This is a genomic window from Acinetobacter sp. YH01010 (assembly GCF_013420775.1).
GTDB lineage: Bacteria > Pseudomonadota > Gammaproteobacteria > Pseudomonadales > Moraxellaceae > Acinetobacter > Acinetobacter amyesii.
Genome location: NZ_VOYF01000029.1, coordinates 1 through 16525, shown reverse-complemented (window position 1 = coordinate 16525; position 16525 = coordinate 1). Strand labels below are relative to the sequence as shown.

Genomic DNA, 16525 nt, shown 5'->3' with positions numbered 1-16525 from the left:
ATGGGAGTGCATGAGCTGTGGTACAGCTCATGATCGAGATATAAACTCAGCTCTAAACATTCTTGCGCTTGGGCATAAGCGTCTAGCTGTAGGAATCACCCTCTTTTAAGGGGGTGAGGATGTCAAATTTGCTTTCCGCTGTCATATGTTTTTGTTTAGAATCATCCATACCAAAGCGAATAAACAGGCATAGGCATGCAAACGAATATCACTGAACCATCTTCCAGCACAACCTTACAGTATGTGCATTGGTTCCGTCATTCTGCACCCTATATTAATGCGCATCGCAACAAAACCTTTGTCATCATGTTTGATGGTGAAGCGCTGCAACATGAAAATTTTCAACACATTATTCATGATATTGCCTTATTACACTCACTTGGTATTCGTCTAATTTTGGTGCATGGTGCTCGTCCGCAAATCAATCATAATTTACAAAGCAGCGGCATCAAGACACCATTTCATCATCACCGTCGCATCACCACTCGCGAATCCTTACCTGCGGTGATGAATGCCGTCGGTTCCATTCGTCTGCAAATTGAAGCGCTCCTGTCTATGGGTTTAGCCAACTCACCGATGTACGGCGCGCGCATTGATGTGGTCTCAGGCAATTTGGTCACGGCAAAACCGTATGGCATTCGTGACGGTATCGATTTTCAACTGTCTGGTGAAGTTCGTTCCGTCGATATTGATGCGATTCAACGTCATTTAGAGAGCCAAAACATTGTGGTGCTTGGGCCAACAGGTTATTCCACGACAGGTGAAGTGTTTAATTTATTGGCTGAAGAAGTTGCGACCAAAACCGCCATCAGTTTAAAAGCGGATAAGTTAATTTTCTTGGGCAAACAACATGGTTTGCACAATGAACATGGGCAGCTACAACGCGAAATTACGCCTCATCAACTTGATCAGCATATTTTGCAATATCAAGATTCGAACCCCGACATAGCCCTGCATTTAAGCGTTGCCAAAGATGCCTCTTTACAAGGCGTACACCGTGTTCATCTCATTTCCTATGCCTATGACGGCGCATTGATCGAAGAACTGTTCACGCGTGACGGTTCTGGCACCATGATCACTGATGCGCATTATGAAGAAGTCCGTACTGCCGATATTCAAGATGTGGGTGGCTTAATCAATCTGTTACGCCCTCTCGAACAAGAAGGCATCTTGGTTTATCGCTCACGCGAACGTTTGGAAAATGAAATTGGACAATTTGCAGTGATTGAACGTGACGGTACGATTTTGGCCTGCGCTGCGTTATACCCGATTCCTGTCACAGGGAATGAAAAACGCTCTGCTGAAATCGCGTGCGTAGCTGTGCATCCGGGGTATCGAAAATCAAATCGCGGTAGCCAAATTTTGCATTATTTAGAAGAAAAAGCGCGAGATTTAGGTATTGAACAATTGTTTATTTTGACCACACGAACAGCGCATTGGTTCCTTGAACAAGGTTTTGAACAAGTCAGTGTCGATGACTTACCGAATGCCCGTCAGGCCTTATATAACTACCAAAGAAACTCATTGGTCTGTAAAAAGTCACTTTAAAGTGGCTTTTTTTATGCGCTGAATAGCATTATTTTGCATAAGGTTATGCTGAATCCCTTAGCTATCCCCTCAAATCACTTTGCAAGCCACAGAATAACCATATCTGCCATTTAAATAACCCAAATAAATAAATAATTTCAATAACTTAAAATAATACTTTGACACATTATATGTTTTTCTAAAATCATAATTTCTCATAAGTTTTGCTGATTTTTATTTATCTTTTTTCCTGATTTTAAATTTAAGTTTTCTTATTTTTTTCGAAAAAGAAAAATCTTTAGCTTATGTGTTCATAAATCAACAGTTCTGCACATTTAGACCTTTATAGGAGCAACACATGCGTACGCACAAAGCAAAACTTTGGACAAAAACACTTGTACTGTCTACAGCGGTTGTGGGTGCCATGATGATGTCGGGCTGTGGCAAAAAAGAGGCTGAAGAAAATGTCACCTTAAATATCGGCTTCCAAAAATATGGCTTATTGCCAATTTTAAAAGAACGCGGAACTTTAGAAACAGCCTTAAAAAGCCAAGGTGTAAATATCAAATGGGTGGAATTTCCTGCTGGTCCACAGTTGCTTGAAGGCCTGAATGTAGGCAGCGTGTCATTTGGTGAAGTCGGTGAAGCACCACCTATCTTTGCACAAGCCGCTCAAACCGATTTGGTTTACATTGCCAACCAACCTGCTGTTCCAAAAGCTGAAGCGTTAATTGTGCAAAAAGATTCGGCTATTCACAGTATTCAGGACTTAAAAGGTAAACGTGTGGCCTTAAACAAAGGCTCAAACGTGCATTACCTGTTGCTCAAGCTGTTGGAAGCCAATCAGCTTAAATTTAGCGACATCAATGTCGTGTATTTACCACCTGCCGACGCACGTGCTGCTTTTGAAAAAGGTGCCGTTGATGCATGGGTAATTTGGGACCCGTTCCTTTCTGCTGCTGAGCATCAACTTAATGCTCGCAGCATTGCCAATGGCGAAAACTTGGTGAAGAACTACCAGTTCTATTTGGCCGATCGTAAATTTGCTCAGGAAAATCCAAAAGTGCTGCAAGCTGTGGTGAATGAGTTGAATTTGACCACGCAATGGGTCTCAAAAAATCAAGACGAAGCGGCCAAGTTACTCGAAGGCAAAACTGGCTTAGGTCTGGATGTACTTAAAACATCTATTTCACGCTTAGGCAATCAAGTGACGCCGATTACTGCACAAGTGGCGCAGGAGCAGCAGCAAGTCGCTGATGCGTTTTATAACGAAAAATTAATTCCCAATAAATTAAATATTGAGTCGGCCATTATCAAATAAGGCGACCACAGCATAAGGGCGATGCCATGCGTATTCTAAGAACATTTTCCATACTGACTTTAGCCACTTTGGGCCTTGGACTCAGTGCCTGCCAAAAACAAGAAACAGCACAGCAGGATGGTGAAAAACCAGCTGAAACAGCCGTAAAAACCTTGGTTATTGGTTTTCAAAAATCAGCCTTAAATTTGCTAGTTGCCCGTGAACAAAAGCTCTTTGAACAACAATTTCCCGGCGCTCACATTGAGTGGAAGGAATTCCCTGCTGGCCCACAAATGTTAGAAGCTCTTGCGGTTGGTGCGGTGGATTATGGCTATGTCGGCAACACCCCGCCTATTTTTGCCCAAGCTGCCAATAAAGACCTCAATTATATTGGCTATGAAGTGGTGCCTGAACAGTCGCTCGCTGTCGTGATTCCAGCTGATAGCTCAATCAAAACCATTCAAGAATTACGTGGCAAACGCGTTGCTGTACAAAAAGGCTCGAGTGCGCATGAGTTATTAGCCAAAACTTTAGAAAAAGCCGGTTTGACTTGGAATGACATTCAACCGATTTGGATTCCACCAGCAGATGCACGGGCCGCATTTGATAAAAAATCAATTGATGCATGGGCCATTTGGGACCCGTTTTTATCTGCAGCGGAGTTGGATGCTCAAGCTAAAGTGCTGATTCAAACTGGTGATTTTCCAAAGACCTATTCATTTTATGTGGCAAATCCAAAGGTCGTTCAAGCACACCCTGATGCCCCAGCTAAATTTTTGAAGGCCCTAGATGCTTCCGATCAGTGGATTGTGAAGAACCAAAATGTGGCTTTAGAGATTTATCAAAACAGCACTGGGCTGCAAAAGAATATTGCTGCGCAAGCCTTTTCTCGCCGATCTAAACCATCTCCTGTGCGCCCGCTGACACCTGAGGTCATTCAAGCACAGCAAAATATTGCGGACTTATTTAAACAAGTCCAACTGATTCCAAACAACATTCAAGTCCAAAAGCAAGTTTGGACACCTTCATCACATTGATACCCGAGCCATCAAAAATACAAGGAACTGAACATGAAAATTTTCTGGTTTATCCCTACCCACGGTGACAGTCGCTACTTAGGAACAAGTAAAGGTGCACGCCAAGTCGATCATGCCTACATGAAGCAAATTGCAGTAGCGGTGGATAATCTTGGCTATGAAGGCGTTCTGATTCCGACAGGTCGTTCATGTGAAGATCCATGGCTTACAGCTGCAAGCTTGATTGATGCCACTAAAAATTTAAAATTTTTAGTCGCGCTACGTCCGGGGGTGACAACGCCTGCACTAACTGCACGTATGGCTGCAACTTTTGACCGTTTATCTGGCGGCCGTATCTTACTGAACTTAGTTACAGGCGGTGATGAGCAGGAACTCAAGGGTGATGGTGTCTATGAAGATCACGCAACGCGTTACCAAACTGCCGCGGAATACACCACCATTTGGCGTGAAATTTTAACCCGCTCACATACCGGTGAAAGCTATACCTTCCATGGTGAACGTCTGAGTGTGGACGACGCCAAATTACTCTATCCGCCGCTACAAAAACCGTACCCACCATTATGGTTTGGCGGTTCTTCAGAGGCTGCTGTTGAACTGGCAACAGATCAAGTTGACACCTATTTGACTTGGGGTGAGCCACCTGCTGCGGTAAAAGAAAAAATTGCAGTGGTGCGTGAAAAAGCCAAAGCCAAAGGACGTGAACTGAATTATGGCATTCGTTTACATGTCATTGTGCGCGAAACCAATGAAGAGGCATGGAAAGCAGCAGAAGAGCTGATCCAATATGTCGACGATGCCACCATTGCAGCCGCGCAAGCCAAGTTCAAAACCATGGACTCTGTTGGTCAACGCCGTATGGCTGAACTGCACAATGGCGACCGTAGCAAATTAGAAGTATCGCCAAACTTATGGGCCGGTGTTGGTCTGGTTCGTGGTGGTGCAGGTACGGCACTCGTTGGTGATCCTGAAACCGTCGCCGCACGTATCCAAGAATATGCCGATCTCGGGATTAGCACCTTTATTTTCTCTGGTTACCCACACCTTGAAGAGTCAATCCGTTTTGCAGAATTAGTGTTCCCATTACTGCCATTGGAAACACGTCAGAAATTGGTTCAACCTAACTTAACCGGCCCATTTGGTGAGATTGTCGCGAACAATTACACACCAGATGAAAATAAAAAAGCTGAAAAGATTCAGGAGCCGGCCTAATGTCCAAAACTGTTTCTGTTGAAACCTTCAAAGCACCGAAGGTTTCACGTGGAACACAACTCGGGCAGCGTTTGCTGCCTTGGTTGTTTCCTATTGCATTAATTATTGTGTGGCAAATTGCCTCTGTTACAGGGCTGTTAGAAAGTCGTATTTTGCCTGCGCCAAGTGCGGTGGTGGTGGCCTTTTGGAACTTACTGATCAGTGGTGAACTGTGGAAGCATGTTCAAATCAGTGCAGGTCGTGCTTTGGTTGGACTTCTAGTCGGCGGTGGTTTAGGTCTTTTTTTAGGTCTGCTGAATGGTTCATCCAAAACAGCATCGACGCTACTCGATACCACGCTGCAAATGATCCGTAACATTCCTGCTCTTGCCCTGATTCCCTTGGTGATTTTATGGTTTGGGATCGATGAATCGGCCAAACTTTTTTTAGTCGCTATTGGCGTATTCTTTCCCATTTATATCAATACCTATCATGGTATTCGTTCTGTAGACCCTCAACTGATTGAAATGGGCAAAAGCTACGGTTTGAGTGGCTGGCAACTGTATAAAGAAATCATTCTACCGGGGGCGATGCCGTCTATTTTGGTTGGTCTGCGTTTTTCACTCGGGCTCGTTTGGGTTTTGTTGATTGTGGCAGAAACCATTTCTGCACAAGCCGGCATCGGTTATATGACCATGAATGCACGCGAATTTCTACAAACCGATATCGTCTTGGTCGGGATTTTATTGTATGCCCTACTCGGTAAATTAGCCGATGTACTGGCTGTTGCCTTAGAAAAATATTTACTCCGTTGGCACTCGGGTTACCAAAAATAAGGAGCATGTGATGACCGATTTAAGCATAAGCCGTCATGCAGACGACTCAACCCAACCTCAGCGTTCTTCAGTCGAGGATATCAACCCCCATGCGGTGTTGGGCGCAGAGATCCTGATTGAACAACTACACAAATTTTATGGCGATGTTAAAGTCCTTGAGGACCTTGACCTGCATATTCAACCCGGTGAATTCTTGGCAATTGTCGGTCGTAGTGGCTGTGGTAAAAGTACCCTGCTTCGCCTCATCGCCGACTTAGAAAAGCCCAGTTATGGCGAAATTAAATTTAAGTCTGCACGTCATATTCGTGAAGGCATCACCAGTGATGATATTCGTGTGATGTTCCAAGACCCTCGCCTTCTGCCTTGGCGTAGCATTGAGAAAAATGTACAACTTGGTTTAAGCAAAGACCAACATGCCAATGCCACAGCACTCCTCGAGAAAGTTGGTTTAAAAGACAAAGCGGGGCTTTGGCCAACACAGCTATCAGGGGGGCAACGTCAACGTACTGCACTGGCACGTGCTTTGTCACATAAACCACGCATTTTGCTGCTAGATGAACCACTGGGTGCGCTCGATGCCTTAACACGTTTAGATATGCAGAATTTGATTGAAAAACTCTGGACTGAACAAGGGTTTACCGCGATTTTGGTCACGCATGATGTGAGTGAAGCCGTACAGTTGGCAGACCGAATTATCTTGCTGGATAAAGGCCATATTGCCAAAGAATTTAGTGTCGATTTGACCCGTCCACGAAAAAAAGGCATTGAATTTACTGAACTTGAACAACAAGTCTTACAAGCGGTCTTGGCCACTTAAGCTGTACTTGTGCAGGAAATCATCACTTAAACCGTGTGACTTCCTGTCCTATTCAAGAACAATATCGCAACAAAACCATATTTAGCATTGAGGGGAGATTTATCGCCTGTTGACAAATACATCACAAAAATTACGATAAATCATATAAATCCATGATTAAAAATAATGATTTATTTAAATTTCACCCTAAAATGATTATTTGAAATATTATGGTATTCGTCGTATTTATTTGACCGTTGAACAGAATAAACTGCCAAAATTCATAAAATTAGAAACGATGATTGTGCACAAATCTGTTGATTTGCCGTACAATTCAATATTCCCTTTTCATTTTCTTAAAAGAGCTAATGGAACAAAAAAAGAGTACCCAGAAACGCCACCAGTTGCTTAATGCAGCACTGGATGTCTTTTCCCTGTATGGCTTCAATGGCGCCAGCTTGGATGAGATCGCACAGATTGCAGAAATGCATAAATCGAATATTTTCTATTACTATGAAAATAAAGAAGCGCTTTATGTTGAAGTTCTGACAACGGTTCTACAAAAGTGGCTTGCTCCGCTACAAATGTTGGAAGCAGACCTTGAGCCTGAAGAAGCGATCACCAATTATCTATTGCAGAAAATTGAAGTATCTCGTACGCAACCGAAAGCCTCACGTTTGTTCGCACTTGAAGTCATTCAGGGCGCACCACACATTCTTGAAATTTTAAAAGGCCCACTAAAAAAATTAGTGAAACGCAAAGCCAAAGTCATTAGCAACTGGCAAGAGCAAGGCAAAATTTCAAAAGATATTGATCCAGAACTTTTAATTCTGAACATTTGGGCAATTACGCAAAACTATGCTGACTTTGCAACCCAAATGGAAATGGTCACTGGAAAAACCTTACGTAATCGCAGTATGCAACAACGGATTATTCAACATACCGTTCATATGATGCTTTACGGTGTAATTCCACGCCCAGAAAAGTAAATTGAGTTGGGTCGAATTGGCATACGACCATAGCTTTCTATGGTCGCCGACCGAAATTAGCTAAACGCCTTATTTTACTGTTTGATATAATTCCAATAATTTCTTTGCGCCGAATAATAAATTTTCTTCCCAATCCAGATGTGCTGTGTCATTCGCACCATCGGTAATATATTTTACCGACACAAAGCGAATACCCAGTTTTTTACATACTTTAGCGATTGCGTAGCCTTCCATATCGACAAGATTACACGGTACTTTCGGCAGCCCAGTTTCAAAGCTGTCGCCTGTACCACAAATTCCTTTAGGCAAATGGCTAAACATGCTCTCTGGCTGAATTTCAGCAGGATGATCGGTATCCATCGGCGTCACCCCCACATCAAAACCCAAAGGCGATACATCCATATCCCGTTGTACAAATTGAGCTACTTCAACCAAAGCATGTGCATCAAAATGTGAACTTCCCGCAGTGCCCAAATTCAGCAAAGTATGACATCCGGTTTTTTGAATCACATCAAAGGCTTTAAATGCGGCATTGACTTTACCAATACCACTGTAATGCACTTCAATGCCTGCAGCTTCAAATAAGCCTTTAGATTCACTCGGCAGGGCCATAATTAAAGCGATTTGCTGACGCATAGCGGTCTCCTCAAATTGATGCCTTCATATAGCATACATTTGCACGTGCGCAGAAAAAATCATCTTCAAAAATCACATTGCTCAGAAAATAAATTCCTCACGCAGATTTGAATGCTATCAAATTTGAAATTGCATCGGACGTTTGCCAATAAAAGATGGTGCCAATTGTTGGTCGTGACGTAAGGCATCTAAAATCTTCTCTAAGGCAATATGTGCCATATCCCCTCTCACACTATGTGAATGGGTCATTGGCATATGCTCGATGCCCGCTCTTCGCGCTGACAAAATTTTAATGTCTTGTTTGTTGACCACCCAAGTATAGGCATTCACAGCCGGCATCAATGCCTTAGACAACAATTTTGGAATCGGAAATTTATAACTGACACAGGTATAAACCCGTGACTCATACGGCCCCACAGGGCTAATCAGACTATTAAACACCATGCCCGATGGCTCTCCCCAATGGTATTCCACCAAGGTAATATTCGGCGCGATAAAACTGTCGCGGTGGACCTGTTCAGCACCATGCGGATTGGTCAGCCATGGCATCCTGCCGACATCTGCATCATGGTCATGATAGTCAACGACTACTTTGCGCGGCCCCACATCTATGGTGGCATCCACGGCTTTTCCCGACTCTGAACGAAACCAGCCTTCATGCACAAATATGGTATGGGTCACATCCATAATATTTTGTGCAACAGCGCCCATCTCACCATCATAACTGCCGACCATGTAATAGCTGACCCAGCCGGCTTGATCATAAAACGGTAATTTAAATATTTCTGGGCGTTCCTGTTTGGGCTTTTCACCGAGATAAATCCATACCACCCCATCTTGCTCACACACATCAAAACTACGCTGTTTAAAGGGATGCGGTTTTTCTGGAAAAAACTGCCCATTGACACTGGGAATATGCGCCACATGGCCATCACCCTGATACGACCAACCATGATATGGACATGTCACGCAGCCATCGGTCATTTTACCCTGAGACAAAGGCACACCACGATGCACACATTGATCGAGCAATGCAGCGGCTGTTCCATCTTTTTGTCGGAACAGAACAAATTTTTTACCATACAGGATGGCTGAAAAAGGCTGATCTTTTTTGAGTTCTTTAGAGGTACAAGCGACGTACCATTCTTCTAATAATCCTTTGGCATCATCCCAAAAACGGGTTTGATTACACATAATTCGATCCTTATTTTTATCTTTTTTGTTTTAATCCATATGCCTTGCTCTAGTTCCTACACTTCAAGCAAGTTTATATCTCGAAGCCAGTTGATCTCTCGAAAATACGCGCAAATTTTATACATGAATGTTTTGCTTGGATAGCAAAATAACGTAACTGCATCACACGCTTGCACAAGCTCTATATTTGTTTGCTGAAATCCGTCAAAGCCAACGCGCTATAGTTTTCTTCAACGGATTTATATTCACCCGACATCATTTAAGATGCGCTCTGAGCATCACAATACGCTTTTAAACACGGAGAAAAAAATAAGCTACCGCGATAAAACCCTTGTATGGTTTTCAGCATCACCAATAACCAAAGCGTACAGAGCAATACTGCAAAAAAAGTACCGAACTGTTGAATAGCGTGTAATTGCGTCTGTTCCGCCAAATGGATGACCGCCAAACTAAAAACGCCGAATGGAAACGTCATCGCCCACCACCCGAGATTAAAGGGTAAATCTCGCAAATGTTTTAGCGTGATGAGTATAGCGATTCCAAACCACCATACACCAAATCCGAGCAGAACAAGGGCTGCAAACACACCGCCTTGAAGCAACACCTGTCCCAAATCAGCCAAATCTACTGCTGTCAAAATACGTGGGGCTTGCTCGCCCAAAAGTAACAGCGCTAAAGCCCCTGTCCCAATCGGTCCTAAGGCCAACCAACTGCTGATCGCCATATCCTTGCTTGGCAATTGATGTAAAGCTAGACGCAGCAACAAGATGCTTAAGATGGCAAATGCTGGAAATACTGAGATTCCCCAAAGCAGATAACTCCCCAGCAAAATATGGACAGCATGAGCCTGTGCAGGTAAATGCGCCAACAATAAACCGCCTGAACTGGCAGCCACCTCGCAAGCCACTATCGGCAATAACCATACTGCGGTCATGCCTTGCAGCGCATGTTGCTGACGACTAAACATCAGAAATGGAACACACCATGCAATCGCAATTGCCATCAACACATCGACATACCATAAATATTCAGCCCATGTGATGATGCTTACGCCCAAAAACTCAGTGTACAGCGTGGTGCCAAATTTCAATGCGCCATTGATCAGGGTTGCCAGTGCCATGGGGATCGCCCCAAGAAATAAACTCATCACTGGATGCTGGAAAATCTGCTTGTGGGTACAATATCCATCGGCTGAGATACATCCCACTAAACAATATGAACAACACGATGCTGATCTGCCACAGCGCTGCTCCGAAGGACCACATCCACTGCGGCGCCACCGCTATAGATGGTAAAATGAGGGCCACCACACCTGTGCCCATCACCACCGTAAACCAGTTTGGGGTGAAATGACGAATCAAGTCTTGTTTATGCTGGAGTTGATAAAATGGCATTTTCATCGCATGATGCTCATCAAAATGGAATGTCTATAGTTTAAGCACACCATTAAATAAGAAAAATTGATTAATATTTATTTTTATAATTTATTTTATTGATAATAAATTCATCTCTGCATAAAAAAACTTGAGTAAAAACACAACAACAAGACGAACGCAGAAGATTATGGCAATATATAGCCCTCAAACATTTTCAACAATTGATTCGCCCATGAAGCTGCTCCGTCTGAATGCTTTAGCGCCCCACTTACAACTCCCCAAAACTGCCGTGACCATTGGCAATTTTGATGGTGTACATTTGGGTCATCAAGCGATGGTCAGCCAGCTCAAAGACATAGCACAGCAACAAAACTTAAAAACAGCTGTGATGATTTTTGAGCCACAACCGCTTGAATTCTTTAAAGCTTATGATGCACCGCCTCGAATCAGTTCACTACGTGAAAAAGTCGAATATTTAACTGAACTGGGCGTCGACTATATTGTGGTGGCGAAATTTGACAATGCCTTTCGTAATCTCAGCGCCGAAGAATTTGCCGATATTTTAAAAAATAAACTCAATACACAAAGTTTAGTTTTGGGCAAAGATCATCACTTTGGCAAAAACCGCCAAGGCAATAGCGAATTTTTACGCCAATACGGCTTCCAAGTCACAGCCCTGCAAAATGTCGAAGTTGATGGCGAACGTGTCAGTTCGACACTGGTTCGTCAGACATTACAAGCAGGCGACCTTGCCCATGCCGCAAAACTTTTAGGTCGTCCTTATAGCATCACCGGTCGTGTGCAGTATGGCGATCAAATCGGTCGCACCATTAATTTTCCTACCATTAATGTGCGTTTAAACCGTCATAAACCTTGTTTAAATGGCATTTATGCAGTCGATGTCATTTGTGAAACCGAATCTTTAACAGATAAAGTAAAAAACGAAAATGCTGACAAATTAGGGGTTGCAGGTTATGCACCCTCTGCCCTGTTTGGTGCAGGGCATGTTGGTACGCGTCCCGCAATTAAACAGGAACATCCTGAATGGCGATTAGAAGTACATTTTCCTGATGTTTCTGCTAATCTGTATGGCCTGTTAATGCGGGTGACGTTCTTGAACTTTTTACATGGCGAAAAGGACTACCCTTCGCTTGAAGCACTGAAAGCCGGAATTGATGACGACGTCGAAAAGCTCCTTGAGTTTCGAGGTCAGCACCCTCATTTCCCCTTTTAAACCCCGATTATTTATTGTAAAACGCGTCAGTCAACGGGCTGATAAATTTGGAAGACAACTTGCATGAGCGATAAGCAAACTCCTGAAAATGCAGTGGATTATAAAGCCACGCTAAACCTCCCAGGTACTGAATTTGCGATGAAAGCAAATCTCGCAGTACGTGAAGCGAAATGGTTAGAAGAGTGGTATGCCGACAACATTTATCAGCAGATTCGTGCATCGCGTATTGGCAAGAAAAAATATGTGCTTCATGACGGCCCTCCATACGCAAATGGCCAAATTCACTTAGGCCATGCGGTGAATAAAGTCCTGAAAGACATCATCATCAAAAGCCGTGTAATGGACGGTTTTGACGCACCGTATGTACCAGGTTGGGACTGTCACGGTCTTCCAATCGAACTGAAAGTTGAAGAAAAAGTCGGTAAAGTCGGCGTGAAAGTAGATGCCTCAACTTTCCGTAAAGCCTGCCGTGAATATGCCTACACCCAAGTTGAATTACAGAAAAAAGACTTCGTGCGTATGGGTGTGTTTGGTGATTGGGACAACCCTTACCTCACCATGAACTTCAAACAAGAAGCCAACATCGTTCGTTCGCTCGGTGAAATTGCCAAAGCAGGCCATATTGAGCCGGGTCTTAAACCTGTGAACTGGTGTTTGGACTGTGGTTCTGCCTTAGCTGAAGCTGAAGTGGAATACGAAGACAAAAAATCAGATGCGATTGACGTTGGTTTTAGCGTTGTTGATTTAGCTGATTTATCTGCACGCCTAGGTGTTACAGTTAGCGATTCTACAGATATCGTGATCTGGACAACTACGCCTTGGACCATGCCTGCCAACCAAGCGGTTGCTCTACACGCTGAGCTTGAATACCAATTGGTGAAAGCAACTGGCGAAGACAAAGCAGCGCAAAACTTCATCCTTGCAAAATCATTAGTTGAATCTGCAACTCAGCGTTATGGTTTTAATACAGTTGAAGTAATCGCTGAATTTGCTGGTGCAAAACTTGAAAATCTAGTACTACAACATCCGTTAATTGCTGAACGCCAAGTGCCAGTGATTTTGGGTGAGCATGTCACAGACGGCAGTGGTACAGGTGCTGTGCATACCGCGCCAGGCCATGGTGTGGACGACTATAAAGTTGGCTTACAGTACAACCTGAAAGTCGACAATCCAGTTGGCGGCAACGGTGTATATTTACCGACTGCGCCAATTTTTGCAGGCGAACACATCTACAAAGCCAATCCAAAAATCATTGCTGCTTTAACCGAAGCAGGCAAACTTTGGGCACATGTGGTGATCAAACATAGCTACCCACATTGCTGGCGCCATAAAACACCGATTATCTTCCGTGCAACACCGCAATGGTTCATCAGCATGGATGCAAAAGGTTTACGCCAAGGTGCATTGAACGCGATTGAAAATGACATCAGCTTCGTACCGGATTGGGGTAAAAACCGTATCCAATCGATGATTGAAGGTCGTCCAGATTGGTGTATCTCACGTCAACGTACATGGGGCGTGCCAATTCCATTCTTCGTGCATAAAGATACCAACGAACTTCACCCGCGTACCCCTGAGCTAATCGAAGAAGTCGCGAAGCTGATTGAACAAGAAGGTATTGACGGTTGGTATAACCGTGATGCGTCTGAGTTTATCGGTGCAGATGCAGAGCAGTACAATGCAGTTCGTGACACTCTAGACGTTTGGTTTGACTCTGGAACAACACACTTTGCAGTACTTCGTGAACGTGAAGAATTGCAAGACCCTGCTGACTTGTACCTTGAAGGTTCTGACCAACATCGTGGCTGGTTCCAATCTTCATTGTTAACATCTATGGCGATTAATAACCGCGCACCTTACAAAGGCTTATTGACTCACGGCTTCGTTGTGGACGAAAAAGGCCGCAAAATGTCGAAGTCGATCGGTAACGTGATCACTCCGCAAGACATCATTAAAGACATGGGTGCAGATGGCCTACGTTTCTGGATTGCGTCTGCAGACTACCGTTATGAAATGACTGCAGGTAAAGAAATCTTCAGCCGTGCATCAGATGGTTACCGCCGTATCCGTAATACGTTGCGTTTCTTGTTGGCTAACTTGAATGGCTTCAAACCATCGACTGATGCTTTGCCTGTCGATCAATTGATCGCACTGGATCAATACATCTTGCAACGTGCTGCGGAAGTACAAAAAACTATTCAACAAGCTTATGAAGATATGAACTTCCATATCGTGACTAGCGCATTGACCAACTTCTGTATTAATGACTTGGGTGGTTTCTATCTCGACATCATCAAAGACCGTCAGTACACCACCAAAGCAGACTCAGCAGCGCGTCATTCTGCACAAACGGCGTTGTATCACTTGGTTCAAGCCTTTGTCCGTTGGATGTCTCCTATCTTGAGCTTTACCGCACAAGAAGCTTGGCCGTTGATTCCAGAGCAATCTGAGAAATATGTATTTACTGCGGAGTGGTATGACATTCCTGTAGCCTCTACAGCGAATCTGGTGACTGAAGCTGAATGGCAAACCTTGATCACCGTCAAATCTGCAGTAAACAAGTTTATTGAAGCTGCACGTACTGCAAAAACTGTGGGTTCAAACTTGTCTGCCAAAGTTGAACTTTGGGCCAATGCTGAACTGAAAGCTGTTTTAGACAAATTCGGTGAAGAACTGCGTTTTGTCCTCATCACCTCTCAAGTGATTGTTAATGAATTTGATGCAGCACAAGGCGAAGCCTCTGACCTTGACGGTTTAAATGTCAAAGTCTCTGCTGCTGACGGTGAAAAATGTGCACGCTGCTGGCATGTACTGCCAGATGTGAATACACATCACGAACATCCAGGTCTTTGTTCTCGTTGTATTATTAACCTTCCTACAGGTCAAGGCGAAGAGAGAAAATATGCCTAATCCACAAGAAAAAAAGGGCTTCTTTCAATTCTACCCACACAATTTAGTGTGGGTGGGCTTATCCATTGTTGCCATTATTTTGGATCAATGGACCAAATGGATTGCAAGTACACATCTGAACTACGCAGATCCTGTACCTGTCATGCCCTTTTTAAATTGGACATTACTACATAACTATGGCGCTGCCTTTAGTTTCTTGTCCGATGCCGGTGGATGGCAACGTTATTTCTTTACTTCACTCGCAGGACTTGTGTCTGTCATTTTTGTATTTTGGCTCATGCGTATGCCAAAAAACGTGAAAGTCCTTCCGATTGCCATTGCCCTGATTTTAGGCGGCGCAATCGGTAACTTAATTGACCGCGTATCTTTAGGCTATGTGGTGGATTTCATTCACGTGTATTACAACAACAGCCACTTTCCTGCATTTAATATTGCAGACAGTGCCATTACTTTAGGCACGATTCTGCTTCTTATCGATACGTTTTTCTTAGAAAAACACCGAATTCAACGTGCGGAAGCGCAAAATGACTGATTTTATCAATCCTAACGAGGAAACTCGTATTGAAGAAGGTTCTAAAGTAGAGCTTCACTTTTCTGTTGCTATTGAAAATGGCGTAGAAATTGACAATACCCGTAGCCGTGCTGAACCTGTCAGCCTTGTCATGGGTGATGGCAGCTTATTACCGGGTTTTGAGAAAGCTTTATTCGGTTTACGTGCAGGTGACCGCCGTACTGTGAGCCTTCCTCCTGAAGATGCTTTTGGTCCATGGAACCCGGAAAACGTACAAAAATTTGATACCGTCAAATTTGAGCAACGTCCTGTTGAAGGCCATATGATTGAGTTTGAAGATAAAGCCAAACAAAGTCTGTATGGGGTGATCAAAACTGTAGGTGAAGACATTACCGAAGTGGATTTCAACCACCCTCTAGCCGGTAAAAATATCACCTTTGAAGTTGAAATTTTCAAAGTGACCCCTGCCGGTCAACAAGGCGTGAAACTGATCTAAGTTTCAGCAAATGAAAGCTCCTTCGGGAGCTTTTTTTTATCACTATTTTTATAACTATCAATCGACTCGATACATTTTCTGTATATGCAACGGACCGAATTCATATTAATTTAATGCAAGACTTTAAAACAAGACGGGAAATAAGATGAAACTTCATATTATTGTCGGCAGTGTCCGCGAAGGCCGCACGGCAATTAAGATTGCCAACTGGCTACTTTCAGAAATCGAAAGCTATGACTACAGTACCGTAGAAACTGAAATTGTCGATTTAAAAGAATGGGATCTGCCTATTTTTGCAGGCGCACATCCACCATTAACCGGGATTTATGACCAACCCAAACAACAAGCATGGGCAGTTGACATCCTCCCCCCCTTAAAAGAGGGTGATTCCTACAGCTAGACGCTTATGCCCAAGCGCAAGAATGTTTAGAGCTGAGTTTATATCTCGATCATGAGCTGTACCACAGCTCATGCACTCCCATTCTCTTATTCCAA

At 43.6% G+C, this 16525-nt stretch carries 15 protein-coding genes and 2 pseudogenes; 13 read left to right on the top strand and 4 right to left on the bottom strand.

The window, feature by feature from the left end; genetic code table 11:
• From FTT77_RS16020 to FTT77_RS15985, 8 genes are all read left to right on the top strand, one after another.
• On the top strand, nucleotides 1-109 hold a 109-nt coding region (locus FTT77_RS16020; RefSeq protein WP_179994364.1), incomplete at its 5' end, for a zinc ribbon domain-containing protein.
• Nucleotides 110-195: 86 nt separating this feature from the next.
• Entirely contained in the window at nucleotides 196-1548 is a 1353-nt protein-coding gene (gene argA / locus FTT77_RS16015) for an amino-acid N-acetyltransferase (RefSeq protein WP_180004326.1), read from the top strand.
• 337 nt (nucleotides 1549-1885) lie between these two features.
• Nucleotides 1886-2848, top strand: coding sequence for a sulfonate ABC transporter substrate-binding protein (locus tag FTT77_RS16010; RefSeq protein ID WP_180107182.1), 963 nt, complete (start codon nucleotides 1886-1888; stop codon nucleotides 2846-2848).
• A gap of 26 nt (nucleotides 2849-2874) precedes the next feature.
• Nucleotides 2875-3864, top strand: a complete 990-nt coding sequence (locus FTT77_RS16005) for an aliphatic sulfonate ABC transporter substrate-binding protein (protein ID WP_180109548.1) — start codon at nucleotides 2875-2877, stop codon at nucleotides 3862-3864.
• A gap of 33 nt (nucleotides 3865-3897) precedes the next feature.
• Nucleotides 3898-5073, top strand: coding sequence for an FMNH2-dependent alkanesulfonate monooxygenase (ssuD, locus tag FTT77_RS16000; protein ID WP_180009570.1), 1176 nt, complete (start codon nucleotides 3898-3900; stop codon nucleotides 5071-5073).
• Nucleotides 5073-5888: an aliphatic sulfonate ABC transporter permease SsuC gene (gene ssuC, locus FTT77_RS15995; RefSeq protein WP_078190647.1), complete on the top strand. Its 816-nt coding sequence runs from the start codon at nucleotides 5073-5075 to the stop codon at nucleotides 5886-5888. The genes ssuD and ssuC overlap by 1 nt, the downstream gene beginning before the upstream one ends.
• Before the next feature lie 10 nt (nucleotides 5889-5898).
• Complete coding sequence (locus FTT77_RS15990) at nucleotides 5899-6705, top strand: ABC transporter ATP-binding protein (protein ID WP_180027319.1); 807 nt, start codon at nucleotides 5899-5901, stop codon at nucleotides 6703-6705.
• A gap of 347 nt (nucleotides 6706-7052) precedes the next feature.
• Nucleotides 7053-7673, top strand: a complete 621-nt coding sequence (locus FTT77_RS15985; RefSeq protein WP_078190649.1) for a TetR/AcrR family transcriptional regulator — start codon at nucleotides 7053-7055, stop codon at nucleotides 7671-7673.
• Nucleotides 7674-7742: 69 nt separating this feature from the next.
• Here FTT77_RS15985 and FTT77_RS15980 read toward each other — a convergent pair whose 3' ends face one another.
• From FTT77_RS15980 to FTT77_RS15970, 3 genes and pseudogenes are all read right to left on the bottom strand, one after another.
• Nucleotides 7743-8309, bottom strand: a complete 567-nt coding sequence (locus tag FTT77_RS15980; protein ID WP_180088648.1) for a 5'-nucleosidase — start codon at nucleotides 8307-8309, stop codon at nucleotides 7743-7745.
• 117 nt (nucleotides 8310-8426) lie between these two features.
• The gene (locus tag FTT77_RS15975) at nucleotides 8427-9503 is read right to left on the bottom strand and encodes an aromatic ring-hydroxylating dioxygenase subunit alpha (RefSeq protein ID WP_180109549.1); all 1077 of its coding nucleotides are present in this window, start codon (nucleotides 9501-9503) and stop codon (nucleotides 8427-8429) included.
• Nucleotides 9504-9762: 259 nt separating this feature from the next.
• A pseudogene (locus FTT77_RS15970) lies at nucleotides 9763-10903 on the bottom strand (TDT family transporter).
• A gap of 208 nt (nucleotides 10904-11111) precedes the next feature.
• Here FTT77_RS15970 and ribF point away from each other — a divergent pair.
• The 5 genes and pseudogenes from ribF to FTT77_RS15945 all read left to right on the top strand — a co-directional run.
• Entirely contained in the window at nucleotides 11112-12113 is a 1002-nt protein-coding gene (gene ribF, locus FTT77_RS15965; protein ID WP_180109550.1) for a riboflavin biosynthesis protein RibF, read from the top strand.
• 63 nt (nucleotides 12114-12176) lie between these two features.
• Nucleotides 12177-15023, top strand: a complete 2847-nt coding sequence (gene ileS, locus FTT77_RS15960; protein WP_180109551.1) for an isoleucine--tRNA ligase — start codon at nucleotides 12177-12179, stop codon at nucleotides 15021-15023.
• On the top strand, nucleotides 15016-15555 hold the full coding sequence (gene lspA / locus FTT77_RS15955; protein WP_078190655.1) for a signal peptidase II: 540 nt from the start codon (nucleotides 15016-15018) through the stop codon (nucleotides 15553-15555). Before ileS ends, lspA begins: the two co-directional genes overlap by 8 nt.
• Entirely contained in the window at nucleotides 15548-16030 is a 483-nt protein-coding gene (locus tag FTT77_RS15950; RefSeq protein ID WP_111886016.1) for a peptidylprolyl isomerase, read from the top strand. Before lspA ends, FTT77_RS15950 begins: the two co-directional genes overlap by 8 nt.
• 145 nt (nucleotides 16031-16175) lie before the next feature.
• Nucleotides 16176-16385 (top strand): annotated as a pseudogene (locus FTT77_RS15945) (NADPH-dependent FMN reductase); the annotation flags it as partial.
• Between the two features lie 18 nt (nucleotides 16386-16403).
• Here the strand turns inward: FTT77_RS15945 and FTT77_RS15940 are convergent.
• Nucleotides 16404-16525 (bottom strand): zinc ribbon domain-containing protein (locus FTT77_RS15940; protein ID WP_180005585.1); only part of this gene is annotated, 122 nt, incomplete at its 5' end.

What these genes read in the sequence shown, in the direction of transcription:
- ssuD (WP_180009570.1), top strand. Translation starts at nt 3,898, where the DNA reads ATGAAAATTTTCTGGTTTATCCCTACCCACGGTGACAGTCGCTACTTA.
- lspA (WP_078190655.1), top strand. Translation starts at nt 15,016, where the DNA reads ATGCCTAATCCACAAGAAAAAAAGGGCTTCTTTCAATTCTACCCACAC.
- ribF (WP_180109550.1), top strand. Translation starts at nt 11,112, where the DNA reads ATGAAGCTGCTCCGTCTGAATGCTTTAGCGCCCCACTTACAACTCCCC.
- ileS (WP_180109551.1), top strand. Translation starts at nt 12,177, where the DNA reads ATGAGCGATAAGCAAACTCCTGAAAATGCAGTGGATTATAAAGCCACG.
- FTT77_RS16010 (WP_180107182.1), top strand. Translation starts at nt 1,886, where the DNA reads ATGCGTACGCACAAAGCAAAACTTTGGACAAAAACACTTGTACTGTCT.
- FTT77_RS15985 (WP_078190649.1), top strand. Translation starts at nt 7,053, where the DNA reads ATGGAACAAAAAAAGAGTACCCAGAAACGCCACCAGTTGCTTAATGCA.
- argA (WP_180004326.1), top strand. Translation starts at nt 196, where the DNA reads ATGCAAACGAATATCACTGAACCATCTTCCAGCACAACCTTACAGTAT.
- ssuC (WP_078190647.1), top strand. Translation starts at nt 5,073, where the DNA reads ATGTCCAAAACTGTTTCTGTTGAAACCTTCAAAGCACCGAAGGTTTCA.
- FTT77_RS15990 (WP_180027319.1), top strand. Translation starts at nt 5,899, where the DNA reads ATGACCGATTTAAGCATAAGCCGTCATGCAGACGACTCAACCCAACCT.
- FTT77_RS15975 (WP_180109549.1), bottom strand. Translation starts at nt 9,503, where the DNA reads ATGTGTAATCAAACCCGTTTTTGGGATGATGCCAAAGGATTATTAGAA.
- FTT77_RS15980 (WP_180088648.1), bottom strand. Translation starts at nt 8,309, where the DNA reads ATGCGTCAGCAAATCGCTTTAATTATGGCCCTGCCGAGTGAATCTAAA.
- FTT77_RS15950 (WP_111886016.1), top strand. Translation starts at nt 15,548, where the DNA reads ATGACTGATTTTATCAATCCTAACGAGGAAACTCGTATTGAAGAAGGT.
- FTT77_RS16005 (WP_180109548.1), top strand. Translation starts at nt 2,875, where the DNA reads ATGCGTATTCTAAGAACATTTTCCATACTGACTTTAGCCACTTTGGGC.